This window comes from Nocardiopsis quinghaiensis, assembly GCF_008638365.1.
Classification (GTDB): Bacteria; Actinomycetota; Actinomycetes; order Streptosporangiales; family Streptosporangiaceae; genus Nocardiopsis; species Nocardiopsis quinghaiensis.
The window spans coordinates 1-15,455 of record NZ_VWVU01000049.1; the positions used below are offsets into that span (position 1 = coordinate 1).

The window sequence follows — 15,455 nt, forward strand, 5'->3', positions numbered from 1 at the left end:
GCGGTTGTCGGTGTAGTTCTGGAGTTCGTTGTTGCCCCAGCCGTGGTCGCCGGTTTCGTGGTTCCAGTTGGCGGGGTTGGGTGCGCTGCCGGCGGGGCCCTCGAAGTCGTCTTGCCACACCAGGTCGGACTGCGCCGCCTGGGCGGTCTCGGCACCGGCGGTCGGAGCCCCGGCCTCCGGGGCGGGTGCGGCCGACGCGGTGGCGGGGAGGAGGAGTGCCGCGGCGGTGAGGACGGACGCGGCTGCGGTGAGGGCTGGATGTGGAAGGAACGCGGTACGCATGGACTACTCCGGGGGGGAGGCCCCGCGATGGCGGGGCGATGGCGGGCGGAGTCGGCCCGGCGCCTGTGCGCCGGACACGGCGGCGGCGACTACGAGCAGTCGCCACGTCACGTAGCGGATTGAAACGTTAAGTTACTTTACGTTTAGTCAGGCTTCCGCACAAGGGGGGTGAGAGGCGAAAGGGGCGAGAGGGGCGAAGATTCGGCCCGGCCCGCGCACGCGTTTCTCTCCGTGCGGCGCGCCGAACACGCCGATGCGGTGGCCCGGTGCTATGTATTCCGGTCGGGACAACGGGTAGAGGACAGGAACATCGTGGCGGCGCCCCCTCACCGATTCCCGCTGACCTGGGAGGGGGCGAAAGGATTCCGGAAGCGTGCCGTAGGCGCCGGACGGGATCGTGTTCACGGTGAACCCGGGACACGGAGGACGCGTCTCACCGTGAACCGGGGTACCCCTGACCGTCCATCCACCCCGAAGGACCGCCCATGAGCGCCACCACCGTCCGCGACCAGGCACTTCTCGACGACCAGACCCCGTACGCGCGTACCGGGCGCCGTGACACGGCCCGGGCGAGGTGGCGGCTCCGCGCGATCCGGGCGGACATCGCCGAGTTCGGTCCGGCCGGGGACCCCGACCTGGCACAGGCGAGCGAGGAACTGGACCTGCTGGAGGTCGCGGCGGCCGCACGACCCTGACCGCGGTGCCGCGCGCCCCTTCGGTACGCCCGGCCGGCGGTGCCCGCCACGCGTTCGGGCGCCCACGCTCACGACCGCCGTCGCGGCCACCGCCGGGATCTCCGTAACCACCGTCACGCTCGCGCGCGTGGGATACCTGTCAACCCCCAGGGTGACCGGGGCGTCTCTGAGGGAGACGGCGCGCACGCCGCCAGGCTCGCGTGCAGGCACGCGTTCACGGCAGGGGGCACGATGGAGGGCCGTAACGGCAACCTGATGGAGACCGGAGCTTACTGGCTGTTCTACGTGGTCTCGGTCAGCGGGACGCTGCTGCACTGGCGGCTGGGCAACGAGGGCATGGCCGCCGTGTGCGCCGCCGCGGCGCTGCTCGGCGCGATCCTCATCGGCAGGGGACACGGGGGCGTGGCCGCGCACCGCTGAACCCGGTCCCCGGCGCGCTATTCCCGCCCGGTCTGGGGTGATCATCACGTGTGGCGACCACCCTCCCGCGGAGGTGTGCCGTGCGCTCGTCCGGATAGGCTTCCCGGTATGCGTTCATGGTCTGCGCCTGACATCGTCCCCCTGCCGGGTACCGGCGGCCCCCTCCGTGTCCACGACACCGCCACCGACCGGATAAGGACGACGACGCCGGGCTCCCGGGCGGGGATGTACGCCTGCGGCATCACCCCCTACGACGCCGCCCACCTCGGCCACGCCTTCACCTATCTCACCTTCGACCTGGCCAACCGGGTGTGGCGCGACGCCGGGCACGACGTCAACTACGTGCAGAACACCACCGACATCGACGACCCGCTGCTGGAGCGCGCGGAGGCCACCGGTGTCGACTGGCGCGATCTGGCCCACCGCGAGATCGACGTGTTCCGCGAGGACATGGCCGCCCTGCGGATCATCCCCCCGACCTCCTACGTCGGAGTGGTGGAGTCCGTCGACCTCATCAGCGACCTCGCCGCGCGCATCCGCGGCACCGGTGCCGCCTACGAGATCGACGGCGACCTGTACTTCTCCGCCGCGGAGGCCACCGAACTCGGCGGAATCAGCCACCTGGACCGCGACCGGATGCTGGAGCTGTTCGGTGAGCGCGGCGGCGACCCGGGGCGTGCAGACAAGAAGGACCCGCTGGACTGGCTGCTGTGGCGCGCCGAGCGTCCCGGCGAGCCCTCCTGGGACAGCCCCCTGGGCCGCGGCCGTCCCGGCTGGCACATCGAGTGCAGCGCCATCGCCCTGGACCGGCTGGGTCCGGCCTTCGACCTCAACGGCGGCGGCAGCGACCTGATCTTCCCCCACCACGAGATGGGCGCGGCCGAGACCCGCTGCGCCACGGGCGGACCCAACGCCCACAACCACCTGCACGTGGGCATGGTCGGCCTGAACGGCGAGAAGATGTCCAAGTCCCTGGGCAACCTGGTGTTCGTGTCCAGGCTGCGCGAGCAGGGCGTCGACCCGGCCGTCATCCGTCTGGCCATGCTCGACCACCACTACCGCGCGCCGTGGGAGTGGACCGACGCCGAACTTCCCAGAGCCACCGCGCGCGCCGAGCGCTGGCGCACCGCCCTGGCCCTGGGCACCGCCCCCGACGCCGCTCCGGTGCTCGCCGCCGTGCGCGCGGCCCTGGCCGAGGACCTGGACTCGCCCGCGGCCCTGGCCGCGGTGGACGCCTGGGCCGACACCGCCCTCACCGAGGGGGGCACCGACACCGGCGCGCCCGCCCTGGTGCGCGCCACCGCCGACACCCTGCTGGGCGTGGCGCTGTAGGAGACCGCACGCGGTTCCCGGTTGTGGAGTGTGCCCGCCGGGGTGGGCGGGCGGCTCAGCGCGCGGACAGGTCGGGGTAGGGCGTGGGCGGCGGGTCGGCCGGGGCCAGGCGGACGACCGGAACGCCGTTCTCGGGGTCGGCCCCCACACGCTCGAAGGACTCCGGGCCGCCGTCCACCTCGTGGCCCAGCCCCCGCACCAGCGCCATGGCGGTTCCGGGGCGCCGCTGCGCGTAGTGCGCCAGCGCCCGGCCGGACTCCTCCGGGGAGAGGACGGTGGCCGTGCCCCGGCGGCGCCGGTCGCCCACCTGGAACAGCACCCGGGGCTCCTGCCGGATGTTGCGGAACCACTGCGACCGCGGGCCGTACCCGGAGGCCACCAGCACCGTTCCGGTGGCGTCGTTGCCGCCCACCACCTCCAGCACCGCCTGTCGGGCCTCACCCGTGGTGCGCCCCCTGTGGGTGAGCAGTACGAGCCGGTCACCCAGAAGCCCGCCCAGCCCGAGCCGGTACAGCCAGATCGGGGCGCGAAACAGCGCCCGGCGCGCGGGTGTGGCGGGCGGTTGGGCGAACGACATGTGAGGCGGCCTTCCTGCTGGTCGGGTCCCGGCGGAGCGGCACGAGTGTAGTCACGCGGCCGTCCCCGCATCGGGCGCCACGCCCGTGGACCGCTGCCACGATCCGGGACACGCGGACAGGACCGGACGTACTCCGCACCACCGACCGGACCCTCGCCGACCGCCTGGGTCCCCGGGACGCCGAGCGCCTGCTCCCGGTACTGCTCCGTGCACGTGCACGGTGACCACCTGTGGCCACGAGCTCGTCCAAACACCGGTATCCGGAGCCCAACCGTGGTGGGATAGCCTCCATGATGACCACCCCCACGCGGCGCAGCACAGCCGCCGAACTCATCGCGGACTTCGTCGCCACCGGCGGCGGCCTCACCGACCGGGCCGATCTCGCTCGGTTCCTCCGCGAGCACCGCCTGGCCACCGAGGGAGCGATCCCCATCACCCTGGCCGACCTCGACGAGGCCATCGCCCTGCGCGACGGTATCCGGGCCGTTCTGGAGCACGGCTCCGAGCCCGACCACGAGGCGATCGCCCGGGGGCAGAAGGTCCTGGACGGCCTGCGCGTCACCGTCCGCCTCCAGCCCGTCCCCGACACCGGGGTACAGCTCGCCCCCGCCGTCGTGGACGAGGTCCGCCGCGGTCTGGCCCGCATCGCCGGCGCCTGGGCCTCGGTCCTGGCCACGGGGGAGTGGCGCCACCTGCGGCTCTGAGTCCGGCGGTCCCGGAACCCGGACGGACACGGAACAGGCGTGCGGACGAGTGCGGGCCCCGGCGGACGTCCGCCGGGGCCCGCTCACGCAGGGGAGGTGCTCAGCCCTCGTCGTGGCGACGCAGGTAGCGCTCGAAGTCCCGGGCGATCGCGTCCCCGGAGGCCTCCGGCAGCTCGGCGGTGTCCTTGGCCTCCTCCAGGCCGCGCACGTACGCCGCGATGTCCTCGTCCTCGGCGGTCAGCTCGTTGACGTTGGACTCCCACGAGACGGCCTCGTCGGGCAGGTCGCCCAGCGGCATGCGCAGGCCAAGGAAGTCCTCCAGCCACGCCAGCAGCGCCAGGGTCGCCTTCGGGCACGGCGGCTGGGCGACGTAGTGGGGGATGGCCGCCCACAGCGACACCGTCTCCATGCCCACCGAGCTGAACGTCTCGTGGGCCACGCCCACGATCCCCGTCGGACCCGAGTAGGTGGTCGCCTCAAGTCCCACGGTGGTGCCCAGGTCCACGGGCGAGGCCATCCCGGTCACCGGGATCGGCCGGGTGTGCGGGGCGTCCGCCAGCAGCGAGCCCAACATCACCACCCGTCGGACGCCCAGCTCCCTGGCGACCGCCAGCAGGTCGGCGGTGTAGGAACGCCACCGCATGTTCGGCTCCGGACCGGTCACCAGCACCACGTCGCGCCCCGATCCGGGCGGCCTGGCCACCTGGACCCGGGTCGTGGGCCACTCGATCTCGCCGACCACGCCGTCCACGACCGACAGGCGCGGCCGTGTCACCTGGAAGTCGTAGTAGTCGTCCGGCGTCAGGGCGCACAGCTCATAGGCACCCCACTCCCTGGAGAGGTGCTCCACGGCGAGACTCGCCGCCTCTCCGGCGTCGTTCCATCCCTCGAACGCCGCCACCATCACAGGCTCGACAAGCTCTCGGGCGAGCTTGGTCATCGATGGCCCCTTCCTGCACGCGGACGTGCCCCACCCTACGGGGTCCCGACCCGCCCGGGAAACCGTCGCCCGCGCTCCCGGGGAGGGGGTCGGCCCGCGCTCCGTGGGACATCCGTCTCACGTGCTGGAACAGGCGATCGGGTAGCCTCGCAGACAGCGACTGACAAGGACGCCGCCGTCCCCGGACGCCCCGACCCGCCCTGTGCACCGTGGGTCCACCCAGTGCCACGCGTCACGGGGACATCAGCTGGGCCGCCGCGGTGCTCCGACATAGAGTTGCGAAATATGAGAGCTAGCCCCACCTTCCGCGAAACACTGTCCCAGCGTGTCGTCGTGGCGGACGGAGCTATGGGCACCATGCTCCAGGCGCACGATCTCGACCTCGACCAGTTCGAGGGCCACGAGGGCTGCAACGACATCCTCAACATCACCCGTCCCGACATCGTCCACGACACCCATGCCGCCTTTCTTGCCGTGGGTTCGGACTGCGTCGAGACGAACACCTTCTCCGCCAACCTCGGAGGCCTCTCCGAGTACGGCATCGAGGACCGCACCCACGAGATCGCCCGGGCCGGAGCACGGGTGGCCCGCGAAGCCGCCGACACCTACTCCACCCCCGACCACCCCCGCTACGTTCTCGGCTCCATGGGGCCCGGCACCAAGCTGCCGTCCCTCGGCCACGCCCCCTACGCGCTCCTGCGCGACTACTACGAGCAGTGCGCGCGCGGACTCATCGACGGCGGCTCCGACGCCGTCCTCATCGAGACATGCCAGGACCTGCTCCAGGTCAAGGCCGCGGTGGTGGGGGCCAACCGTGCCCGCAAGGCCGCGGGCAGGGACGTCCCGGTCATCGCCCAGGTCAGCATCGAGACCAACGGCACCATGCTGCTCGGTTCGGAGATCGGCGCCGCGCTGACCTCCCTCGAACCGCTCGGTATCGACGTCATCGGTCTCAACTGCTCCACCGGTCCCGCCGAGATGAGCGAGCACCTGCGCTACCTGTCGCACCACTCGCGCATCCCCATCTCCTGCATGCCCAACGCGGGCCTGCCCGAACTGGGCCCCAACGGCGCCGTCTACACGCTCTCCCCGGAGGCGCTGGCCGACGCCCACGACACCTTCACCTCCGAGTTCGGCCTGAGCCTGGTCGGCGGCTGCTGCGGCACCACCCCCGAGCACCTGCGCCAGGTGGTCGAGCGCGTCCAGGGACGCGGGATCAGGAACCGCAAGCCGATCGTGGAGGCGGCGGCCGCCTCCCTCTACCAGAGCGTGCCCTTCCGCCAGGACGCCAGCTACCTGGCGGTGGGCGAGCGCACCAACGCCAACGGCTCCAGGAAGTTCCGCGAGGCCATGCTGGAGAGCCGCTGGGACGACTGCGTGGAGATCGCCCGGGACCAGATCCGCGACGGCGCGCACCTGCTCGACCTCAACATCGACTACGTGGGCCGTGACGGGATCAGCGACATGCGCGAGCTGGCCTCGCGCTTCGCGACCTCCTCCACCCTGCCGGTCATGCTCGACTCCACCGAGCCGCCCGTCCTGGAGGCGGGCCTGGAGTCCCTCGGCGGCCGGTCGGTGATCAACTCGGTCAACTACGAGGACGGCGACGGCCCCGACTCCCGCTTCACCCGCATCATGGAGCTGGTCCAGGAGCACGGCGCCGCGGTCGTGGGCCTGTGCATCGACGAGGAGGGCCAGGCCCGCACCTCCGAGTGGAAGGTGAGCGTCGCCACACGCCTCATCGAGCAGATCACCGGCGAGTGGGGACTGCGCACCGGTGACATCATCATCGACTGCCTCACCTTCCCCATCACCACCGGGCAGGAGGAGACCCGCCGGGACGGCCTCGAAACGCTTGAGGCCATCCGCGAGCTCAAACGGCGCCACCCGGACGTGCAGACCACGCTGGGGCTGTCCAACCTCTCCTTCGGACTCAACCCGGCCGCCCGCATCGTGCTGAACTCGGTGTTCCTGCACGAGGCGGTCCAGGCGGGACTGGACTCGGCGATCGTGCACGCCTCCAAGATCGTGCCGATCAACCAGATCCCCGACGAGCAGCGCCAGGTCGCCCTCGACATGGTCTACGACCGGCGCACGGACGACTACGACCCGCTCTCGGTGTTCATGGACATGTTCCAGGGCGTGGACGCCAAGTCCCTGAGGGCCTCCCGCGCCGAGGAACTGGCAGCGCTTCCCCTGTGGGAGCGCCTGGAGCGCCGCATCATCGACGGCGAGATGGCCGGGATCGAGGCCGACCTCGACGAGGCGCTGGAATCCAAGCCCGCCCTGGCCATCGTCAACGACACACTGCTGTCGGGCATGAAGACCGTCGGCGAGCTGTTCGGCTCCGGCCAGATGCAGCTGCCCTTCGTCCTCAAGTCCGCCGAGGTCATGAAGGGCGCCGTCGCCTACCTCGAACCGCACATGGAGAAGAGCGACGACGACGGCAAGGGCCGCATCGTCCTGGCCACCGTCAAGGGCGACGTCCACGACATCGGCAAGAACCTCGTCGACATCATCCTGTCCAACAACGGCTACGACGTGGTCAACATCGGTATCAAGCAGCCGGTGTCGACGATCCTGGAGACGGCCGAGAACGAGCGCGCCGACGTCATCGGCATGTCCGGCCTGCTGGTCAAGTCCACGGTGATCATGAAGGAGAACCTGGCGGAGATGAACTCCCGGGGCCTCTCCGAGCGCTTCCCGGTCCTGCTGGGCGGCGCCGCGCTCACCCGCTCCTTCGTGGAGCAGGACCTGGCCGAGATGTTCGAGGGCCACGTGCGCTACGCCAAGGACGCCTTCGAGGGCCTGCGCCTGATGGACGCGTTCATGGCGGTCAAGCGCGGCGTGGAGGGCGCCGAGCTGCCCGCCCTGCGCCAGCGCAGGGTGAAGTCGGGGGCCAGGCTCAAGGTGACCGAGCCCGAGGAGATGCCCGCCCGCAGCGACGTGTCGACCACCAACAAGGTGCCCACACCGCCCTTCTGGGGCGACCGCATCAGCAAGGGCGTCCCGCTGGCCGACTACGCCTCCTTCCTCGACGAGCGCGCCACCTTCATGGGCCAGTGGGGCCTCAAGGCCTCGCGCGGCGGCAACGGTCCCACCTACGAGGAGCTCGTGCGGACCGAGGGCCGTCCCCGCATGCGGATGTGGCTGGACCGCATCCAGACCGACGGCCTCCTGGAGGCCGCCGTGGTGCACGGCCACTACCCCTGCTACAGCGAGGGCGACGACCTGGTCGTCCTGGACGAGGAGGGCAAGGACGAGCGCACGCGCTTCACCTTCCCGCGCCAGCGCCGCGACCGGCACCTGTGCCTGTCCGACTTCTTCCGGCCCAAGGAGTCGGGGGAGTTGGACGTGGTGTCCTTCCAGGTGGTGACCGTGGGATCGGCGATCAGCCGCGCCACCGCCGAACTGTTCGAGAAGAACGCCTACCGCGACTACCTGGAGCTGCACGGCCTGTCGGTGCAGCTGACCGAGGCGCTGGCCGAGTACTGGCACACCCGGGTGCGCGCGGAGCTGGGCTTCGCCGGCGAGGACCCGGCCGAACTGGAGGCCTTCTTCAAGCTCGGCTACCGGGGCGCCCGCTTCTCCCTGGGCTACGGGGCCTGCCCCGACCTGGAGGACCGTGCCAAGATCATGCGCCTGCTGGAGCCCGAGCGGGTGGGTGTGACTCTGTCGGAGGAGTTCCAGCTGGTACCGGAGCAGGCCACCGACGCGATCGTCATCCACCACCCGGAGGCGACCTACTTCAACGTCTGAGCGGAGCCGGTCACGCACGGGAGCGGGTTCGCTCCCCGTCGCCCGGGCCCGGTCCGTCCCCCTCGACGGGGACGGACCGGGCCCCCGTGTGTGGGGCAGCTCTCCCCCCGCCACGGCCCGAGTGTTCGTAGTGTGGAAAGGACGCCGACAGGTCCTCTTCACGACGAGGGCGCCCCGCGTCCAGCACGATGACGACGCACACCGGGGGTACCCCTGGGCAGGTGGAAACCATGACACACGAGGGGAGAGCGTGGCGTCCCTCCGGCTCCGGCCGGAACACGCCACCGAACGTATGAGCGAGCAGAGCACGCTGGGCCCTGACGCCTCCGACGCCGCGGTATCCGAGGGCAGGCACCTCCAGGCTGTACTCCTGGACATGGACGGCACCCTCATCGAGAGCGAACACCTGTGGGGCGAGTCCGAGGCCGAACTGGTCGCCGAACTGGGCGGGGTGTGGACCGAGGAGGACCACACGCGCAACGTCGGCAACGCCGCCGAGCCCGTGGGCCGCTACATCATCGACCTGACGGGAGCCGACCACCTCACCCCGCGCGAGGTCGCCGACCGCCTGTACGCCCGGTTCCGTGTCAAGCTCGCGGGGGGCGCCCAGCTGCGCCCGGGGGCCAAGGAGCTGGTGACCATGCTGTCGGAGACCGGGGTGCCGGTGGCCCTGGTGACCTCCACCGAGCGCCCGCTGGTGCAGGCGGCGATCGGCGGGATCGGCCTGGACAACTTCGACGACTCGGTGGCCGGGGACGAGGTCGCCGCGAACAAGCCCGACCCCGACCCCTATCTCAGGGCCGCCCGGCGCCTCGGGGTGGACCCCGCGCGCTGCGTCGCCTTCGAGGACTCGGTGGTCGGCGTGACCTCGGCGGCCGAGGCCGGGTGCCTCACGGTCGCGGTGCCCAACCACGTGGAGATCCCCTCGCGCGAGGGCGTGGTGTTCCGGGACAGCCTGGTGGGTGTGGACCTGGACTGGCTGGAGTCGCTGGTCGCCGACCGCTGACCGCACCCCTTCCCCCTCCTCGCCTTCGCCCGGGTCCGCACGCGCGGATAACGTGGAGGGGGGACCCTCGAAGCGGGCGCCGGGTCGGGGGGCAGGCCCTAAGGGATCGACCGGATGTGCGTTCCGGCGCCGGATGGGAGACTGGGCCCATGCCTGAGAATCTGACATGGATGACCGGTCTGGTCCTGGGAGGCGGACTCACCCTCGTGGGACTGGTGATCTCCTTCGTCGTGTGGCGTGCCAAGGGCGCGGCCTCCGGCCTACGAGGGGTGGCGTGGTCACTGCTACCGCTGGCCGCCGGTCTGATCGGGCTGATGAACGCCGTCTGGCAGTTCATCATGAGTCTCTTCGGCATCCTGGTCGGCCTGCTGTTCAACCCGGCGGTGTGGGCCGGTGTGGTCCTGGCGGGCGTGGCGGTGGTGCTCTACGTGGTCTCGGGTGTCATGCGCGCCCGCGGCGCGGGCGCCCGGCCCCGGGACAGGGCGCCCAAGGCGTCCAAGGACGCGAAGGGCGCACAGCCCGGTACGACCGCCGGGGCCGAGAACGCCAGGGGACAGGTGGGCGCGCCCCCGAAGAAGTCCGGTACCGACGACGACCTCTCCGACCTCGGCGACATCGAGGAGTTGCTGCGCAAGCGCGGTATCGAGTAGCCGAAGCGGAGCCCGGAAGGGCCCGCTGACGACCGACGACGGCCCCGCCGACGCGGGGCCGTCGTCGCGTTTCGGATGCGTGCTGACACGCTCCGCCACATAGCACTTGCCATAGCACCTCTCTCGGATGGCCGAACCGGTGTACAGCCGGACGTACCGTTGATTCGGCCCCATCGGGCATCGTCCCAGCTCGCGCCCGGTCATCCGATGAATGCGAACCGTGTCATCTTTTGTTGTTATATAAGTTTTTTGGCATTGTTTGTCACGATTTAGATACATGATCGGATATTGGACGATATGTACTCGACGGGCGAGTAAGTTGGTCGCTGTGTAACAGCCCGGGTGCAGCGGTCCCGGTGTGTCCAATCCCTCAGGTGATGCGGCGCACCCACACGGACCGGCGTCTGCGAGGGCGGGTCACCACCCGCCGCGCCGACACAGCGCCCACGCCAGCCAGCGTCGAGAACCGGCCGGCCCCACTGCTGAGATCCGCGGGTCACCCCCTGCGGCCTCACACGTGGGTTCTGTTCCGTTCCCCTCGGCCAGAAGCGTATGAGTGGAGAGTGGTGGCCTGATGAGCGCGCCCTCGCATGCCCCCGATTCGGCGGAGCAGGCGGAGCAGACCGACGTCACGGACGTCGCTGCGCAGGCCCAGAAGGTCCGCGGAGACTCTGACAACCGTTCTCTGCGCCAGATCGCCTGGCAGCGACTGCGCAAGGACAGGGTCGCCATGGTCTCCGGCGTGGTCGTGGTCCTGCTCATCCTGGCCGCGGTCTTCGCGCCCCTGTTGGCCAAGTGGTTCGGGCACCCGCCCACCCAGTTCCACCAGGACCTCATCGATCCGGCCCGTCGTACCCCCTACCTGGACCCGGAGAACCCGGAACTGGGCCCGGACCCGTGGGGCGGCATCAGCGGTGAGCACCTGCTGGGCGTCGAGCCCACCACCGGCCGCGACCTGTTCAGCCGCATCCTCTACGGCGCGCAGATCTCCCTGCTGGTCGCCTTCCTCTCCACGCTGGTCTGCGTGGCCCTCGGCACCGTCCTCGGCATCATCGCCGGTTATGTGGGCGGCTGGGTCGACACCGTCATCAGCCGGGCCATGGACATCTTCCTGGCCTTCCCGCTGATGCTCTTCGCGATCGCGCTCGTCGGTGTCATCCCCGACGGCGTCTTCGGCCTCACCGGCAACGGGTTGCGCATCGGTGTCATCGTCTTCATCATCGGCTTCTTCAACTGGCCCTACGTCGCCCGTATCGTCCGAGGGCAGACGCTCTCCCTGCGAGAGCGCGAGTTCGTCGAGGCCGCCAGGAGCCTGGGCGCCAGCAACCGGCACATCCTCCTCAGGGAGATCCTGCCGAACCTGGTCACGCCGATCATCGTCTACTCCACGCTGCTGATCCCGACGAACATCCTCTTCGAGGCGGCCCTGAGCTTCCTCGGCGTCGGTATCAACCCGCCCACCCCGAGCTGGGGAAAGATGCTTTCCGAAGCGGTGCCCTTCTACCAGACGGCGCCCTACTTCATCCTCATCCCGGGCCTGGCCATCTTCGTCACCGTGCTCGCGTTCAACCTGTTCGGTGACGGTCTGCGAGACGCCTTCGACCCCAAGACCTCCGACTGATCCACGGCCGGTGGAGGCCGCCCCGCTCGGCCTCCACCACCACGGCCGAAGATCCGACGACAGGTTGATCCCACCATCCCCATCAGGTTCGTATGAGAGGCAGTTCCTTGAGGAAACGCACATATGGATTCGTCGCGCTCGGCGCGGCGGCGTCCATCCTCCTGTCCGCCTGCGGCGGCGGTTCCACCGACGCCGGTGGCGACTCCGGCTCGGGCACCTTCGACGCTGGTTCCACCGAGGTCGTCAACTCCTCCGACAAGGCCGGCGGCACCCTGAAGTACGCCATCGAGGCCGACTTCGACTCCACCGACCCGGGCAACACCTACTACGCGTTCAACTGGAACTTCTCCCGGTACTACGCGCGTACGCTGCTGGCCTTCAACCCCGAGCCGGGCGAGCACGCCACCGAGCTGATCCCCGACATGGCCGCCGGCATGCCCGAGCCGAACGACGACTTCACCGAGTGGACCGTCAAGATCCAGGAGGGCCTCAAGTACGAGGACGGCACTGAGATCACGGCCCAGGACATCGAGTACGGCATCGCGCGCTCCAACTTCAACGGTGGCGTGTTCACCGAGGGCCCGCAGTACTTCAAGTCGCACCTGGACCAGGACGACCACAACGTCTACGAGGGCTCCGACCCGCTCGCGGGCTTCGACTCCATCGAGACTCCGGACGACCACACGCTGGTCTTCCACCTCAACAACTCCTTCTCGGAGTTCCCGAACGTGCTGACCCAGCCGCAGACGGCCCCGGTGCCGATCGAGGCCGACCGCGGTGAGCTCTACCAGGAGCACGTCGTCTCCTCGGGCCCGTACAAGTTCGACGGCGACTACGAGCCCGGTGTCAAGCTCCACCTGGAGCGCAACGAGCACTGGGACCCGGCGACGGACCCGATCCGCGCGGCCCTGCCGGATCGTGTCGAGGTCGCGATCGGCGTCAGCCAGGACGAGATCGACGAGCGCCTGGTCAACGGCGACATCGATGTCGACCTGCGCGGCTCGGGCGTGGGCCCGGCGATGAACGCCCGCCTGATCGACGACGACTCCGTCCAGGGCAACCTGGACAACCCGTACTCGGGCGCCCTGCGCTACGTGAACCTCCACACTCCGATCATCGAGAACGTGGCCTGCCGCCAGGCGATCATGTACGCGGCCGACCGCGACAGCATGTGGCGTGCCTGGGGCGGTGAGAGCGGTGGCGACATCGCCACCAACCTGCTTCCGCCGGCGATCCCCGGTTCGAACCCCGAGTCGGACCTGTACCCGTCCGAGGACAACAAGGGCGACCTGGACGCCGCGAAGGAGAAGCTCGAGGAGTGCGGCCAGGCCGACGGCTTCGCGACCAACATCGCCGTCCGCGTCGAGAGCGAGAAGGACGTCCAGACCGCCGAGTCCCTCCAGGAGTCCCTGGCCCGGGTGGGCATCGAGGCCGAGATCAAGAGCTTCCCGGCGGCCGACTTCTTCGGCCAGTACGCCGGCTCGCAGGACTACGTCCGCGAGAACGACATCGGCATGAGCGTTTCGGGCTGGGGCCCGGACTGGCCGACCGGCTACGGCTTCGCCTCCAAGATCACGCACGGCGAAGCCATCATGGAGACCGGTAACTTCAACACCTCCGAGCTCGACGACCCCGAGGTCAACGGCCTGTGGGACAAGGCCCTCGAGACCGAGGACCCGACCGAGCGCGCCAGCATCTACGAGCAGATCGACACCCTGGTCATGGAGCAGGCCGCGATCATGCCGGTCGTCTTCGACAAGGTGCTGTTCTACCGCTCCGAAGAGCTCACCAACGTCTACTACCAGCCCGCGTACATGATGTACGACTTCATGGCGCTCGGTGTGGACCGCGGCTAGACCCGCACCTACCGGCCTGAACTAGTACGAGAAGGCAGGTGAAAGCGGCGGGGTCCCACGGCCCCGTGGGACCCCGCCGCTGACCGCGATGCTGAACTATATTCTCCGCCGCCTGGGTGCGGGACTGCTGCTGCTCGCCGTCGTCACGGCGGTGACCTTCTGGATCTTCTACGTCCTTCCCCGATGGGCGGGCGTCACCCCGCAGGGCATGGCCGCCATGTACGTGGGCAAGGCGCCCACTCCGGAGGCGCTCGCCGCCACCGTGGAGCGCCTCGGCCTCGACGAGCCCGTCGCCGTGCAGTTCGTGGAGTTCGTGCGCAGCCTGCTGTTCGGCCAGGAGTTCACCTTCGGCCGGGAGACGGTCGAGTGCGCCGCGCCCTGCCTGGGCTACTCCTTCACCACCAACAGCCCCGTGCTGCCCCAGCTGCTCGACCGACTGCCGGTCACGCTGTCGCTGGGCTTCGGCGCCGCCGTCATCTGGGTCATCGGCGGCGTGGCCGTCGGCGTCCTGTCCGCGGTCAAGAAGGGCAGCTTCTTCGACCGTCTGGCCATGGGGACCGCCCTGGTCGGTGTCTCCCTTCCCATCTACTTCACGGGTCTGCTGGCCCTGGCCTTCCTCGTGCACGAGTGGGAGCTGTTCCCCATCTCGCGGTACGTTCCCTTCACCGAGAACCCGGTCGCCTGGTTCCAGGTGATGTTCCTGCCCTGGGTGACCCTGGCGTTCCTGCACGCGGCCCAGTACGCGCGTCAGACCCGTGCGGGCATGCTGGAGGTCCTGGGGGAGGACTACATCCGCACCGCCCGCGCCAAGGGCCTGAGCGAGCGCCGCGTGATCTTCAAGCACGCGCTGCGCCCCACGCTGACGCCGATCGTCACCATCCTGGGCCTGGACATCGGTCTGGTCCTCGGCGGCGCGATCCTCACCGAGACGGTGTTCTCCCTCAACGGCGTCGGCGCGTACGCGATCGACTCGATCGTGTCCAAGGACCTGCCCGTCATCCTGGGCGTGACCCTGATGGGGGCCATCTTCATCGTCATCTGCAACCTGGTCGTCGACCTGCTCTACCCGGTCCTCGACCCGCGTGTGCGGATCGCCGGCTAGCGCGCGACAGCGTTGAAAAGACCAGCTCTAACGAAGGAAAGTGACATGGCCTCGACCGAGCCCGTCGTCCGCGTGGACGACCTGCGGGTGGTGTTCCCGACCATGGACGGCGATGTTCACGCGGTGAACGGGTTGTCCTTCGAGGTGCCCGAGGGGGGCGCTCTCGGTATCGTGGGGGAGTCGGGTTCGGGTAAGAGCGTGACTTCGCTGGCGTTGATGGGGTTGCATCGGGGTAGTCGGGCCCGGATCACGGGGGCCATCGAGGTGGTGGGCCAGAACGTGGTGACGGCTTCGGACAAGAAGCTGCGGCGGATGCGTGGCAATGACATCGCGATGGTCTTCCAGGATCCGATGCAGTCGCTGCATCCGCAGTACACGATCGGCAACCAGTTGGTGGAGGCCTACCGGGTCCATCATCCCGGGGCTGGCAGGGCCGAGGCGTACGGGCGTGCTGTGGAGTCGTTGGAGCGGGTGGGGATTCCCGAGCCCCGCAAGCGGGTCAACTCCTATC

General features: G+C 69.8%; 13 protein-coding genes and 1 pseudogene. 11 read left to right on the forward strand and 3 right to left on the reverse strand.

All coding sequences use genetic code 11. The annotated features are described in order from the left end of the window. Positions 1-282: pseudogene (locus FYX01_RS25755) on the reverse strand (1,3-beta-glucanase); the annotation flags it as partial. Positions 283-767: 485 nt separating this feature from the next. Here FYX01_RS25755 and FYX01_RS25760 point away from each other — a divergent pair. From FYX01_RS25760 to mshC, 3 genes are all read left to right on the forward strand, one after another. Beyond that, positions 768-977, forward strand: coding sequence for a hypothetical protein (locus FYX01_RS25760; protein ID WP_150246417.1), 210 nt, complete (start codon positions 768-770; stop codon positions 975-977). 231 nt (positions 978-1,208) lie between these two features. Then, positions 1,209-1,397, forward strand: coding sequence for a hypothetical protein (locus FYX01_RS25765; RefSeq protein ID WP_150246420.1), 189 nt, complete (start codon positions 1,209-1,211; stop codon positions 1,395-1,397). A 108-nt stretch (positions 1,398-1,505) separates the two neighbouring features. Beyond that, positions 1,506-2,729: a cysteine--1-D-myo-inosityl 2-amino-2-deoxy-alpha-D-glucopyranoside ligase gene (mshC, locus tag FYX01_RS25770; RefSeq protein WP_150246422.1), complete on the forward strand. Its 1,224-nt coding sequence runs from the start codon at positions 1,506-1,508 to the stop codon at positions 2,727-2,729. 55 nt (positions 2,730-2,784) lie between these two features. On the opposite strand, the gene FYX01_RS25775 is transcribed toward mshC, so the two are convergent. Continuing rightward, positions 2,785-3,306 carry a nitroreductase family deazaflavin-dependent oxidoreductase gene (locus FYX01_RS25775; RefSeq protein WP_150246425.1) on the reverse strand — a complete coding sequence of 174 codons (522 nt, stop codon included), beginning with the start codon at positions 3,304-3,306 and terminating at the stop codon, positions 2,785-2,787. Between the two features lie 293 nt (positions 3,307-3,599). Here FYX01_RS25775 and FYX01_RS25780 point away from each other — a divergent pair, with 293 nt between their 5' ends. Further along, positions 3,600-4,010: an ABATE domain-containing protein gene (locus tag FYX01_RS25780; RefSeq protein ID WP_150246450.1), complete on the forward strand. Its 411-nt coding sequence runs from the start codon at positions 3,600-3,602 to the stop codon at positions 4,008-4,010. Positions 4,011-4,110: 100 nt separating this feature from the next. On the opposite strand, the gene FYX01_RS25785 is transcribed toward FYX01_RS25780, so the two are convergent. Further along, positions 4,111-4,950 (reverse strand): PAC2 family protein, encoded by an 840-nt coding sequence (locus FYX01_RS25785; protein WP_150246429.1) that lies wholly within the window; start codon positions 4,948-4,950, stop codon positions 4,111-4,113. A 285-nt stretch (positions 4,951-5,235) separates the two neighbouring features. Between FYX01_RS25785 and metH the strand changes: the two genes are divergently transcribed. The 7 genes from metH to FYX01_RS25820 form a co-directional block, all read left to right on the forward strand. Next, entirely contained in the window at positions 5,236-8,709 is a 3,474-nt protein-coding gene (gene metH / locus FYX01_RS25790) for a methionine synthase (RefSeq protein WP_150246432.1), read from the forward strand. 292 nt (positions 8,710-9,001) lie between these two features. Continuing rightward, positions 9,002-9,715 carry an HAD family hydrolase gene (locus FYX01_RS25795; RefSeq protein WP_150246435.1) on the forward strand — a complete coding sequence of 238 codons (714 nt, stop codon included), beginning with the start codon at positions 9,002-9,004 and terminating at the stop codon, positions 9,713-9,715. Positions 9,716-9,864: 149 nt separating this feature from the next. After that, a complete protein-coding gene (locus FYX01_RS25800) occupies positions 9,865-10,365 on the forward strand; it encodes a cellulose synthase (RefSeq protein ID WP_223830657.1) in 501 nt (166 codons plus the stop codon). A 574-nt stretch (positions 10,366-10,939) separates the two neighbouring features. Next, a complete protein-coding gene (locus FYX01_RS25805) occupies positions 10,940-11,986 on the forward strand; it encodes an ABC transporter permease (RefSeq protein WP_150246438.1) in 1,047 nt (348 codons plus the stop codon). 107 nt (positions 11,987-12,093) lie between these two features. Beyond that, on the forward strand, positions 12,094-13,842 hold the full coding sequence (locus FYX01_RS25810) for an ABC transporter substrate-binding protein (RefSeq protein ID WP_150246441.1): 1,749 nt from the start codon (positions 12,094-12,096) through the stop codon (positions 13,840-13,842). 88 nt (positions 13,843-13,930) lie between these two features. Continuing rightward, on the forward strand, positions 13,931-14,944 hold the full coding sequence (locus FYX01_RS25815) for an ABC transporter permease (RefSeq protein WP_150246444.1): 1,014 nt from the start codon (positions 13,931-13,933) through the stop codon (positions 14,942-14,944). Between the two features lie 45 nt (positions 14,945-14,989). Then, positions 14,990-15,455, forward strand: a 466-nt coding sequence (locus tag FYX01_RS25820; protein ID WP_150246447.1) for an ATP-binding cassette domain-containing protein, incomplete at its 3' end; no start/stop codon positions are given.

Bases quoted from the DNA above. Each gene is read 5' to 3' on its own strand.
- FYX01_RS25775 (WP_150246425.1), bottom strand. From the start codon at position 3,306: ATGTCGTTCGCCCAACCGCCCGCCACACCCGCGCGCCGGGCGCTGTTT.
- mshC (WP_150246422.1), top strand. From the start codon at position 1,506: ATGCGTTCATGGTCTGCGCCTGACATCGTCCCCCTGCCGGGTACCGGC.
- metH (WP_150246432.1), top strand. From the start codon at position 5,236: ATGAGAGCTAGCCCCACCTTCCGCGAAACACTGTCCCAGCGTGTCGTC.
- FYX01_RS25780 (WP_150246450.1), top strand. From the start codon at position 3,600: ATGACCACCCCCACGCGGCGCAGCACAGCCGCCGAACTCATCGCGGAC.
- FYX01_RS25800 (WP_223830657.1), top strand. From the start codon at position 9,865: ATGCCTGAGAATCTGACATGGATGACCGGTCTGGTCCTGGGAGGCGGA.
- FYX01_RS25760 (WP_150246417.1), top strand. From the start codon at position 768: ATGAGCGCCACCACCGTCCGCGACCAGGCACTTCTCGACGACCAGACC.
- FYX01_RS25805 (WP_150246438.1), top strand. From the start codon at position 10,940: ATGAGCGCGCCCTCGCATGCCCCCGATTCGGCGGAGCAGGCGGAGCAG.
- FYX01_RS25795 (WP_150246435.1), top strand. From the start codon at position 9,002: ATGAGCGAGCAGAGCACGCTGGGCCCTGACGCCTCCGACGCCGCGGTA.
- FYX01_RS25815 (WP_150246444.1), top strand. From the start codon at position 13,931: ATGCTGAACTATATTCTCCGCCGCCTGGGTGCGGGACTGCTGCTGCTC.
- FYX01_RS25785 (WP_150246429.1), bottom strand. From the start codon at position 4,950: ATGACCAAGCTCGCCCGAGAGCTTGTCGAGCCTGTGATGGTGGCGGCG.
- FYX01_RS25765 (WP_150246420.1), top strand. From the start codon at position 1,209: ATGGAGGGCCGTAACGGCAACCTGATGGAGACCGGAGCTTACTGGCTG.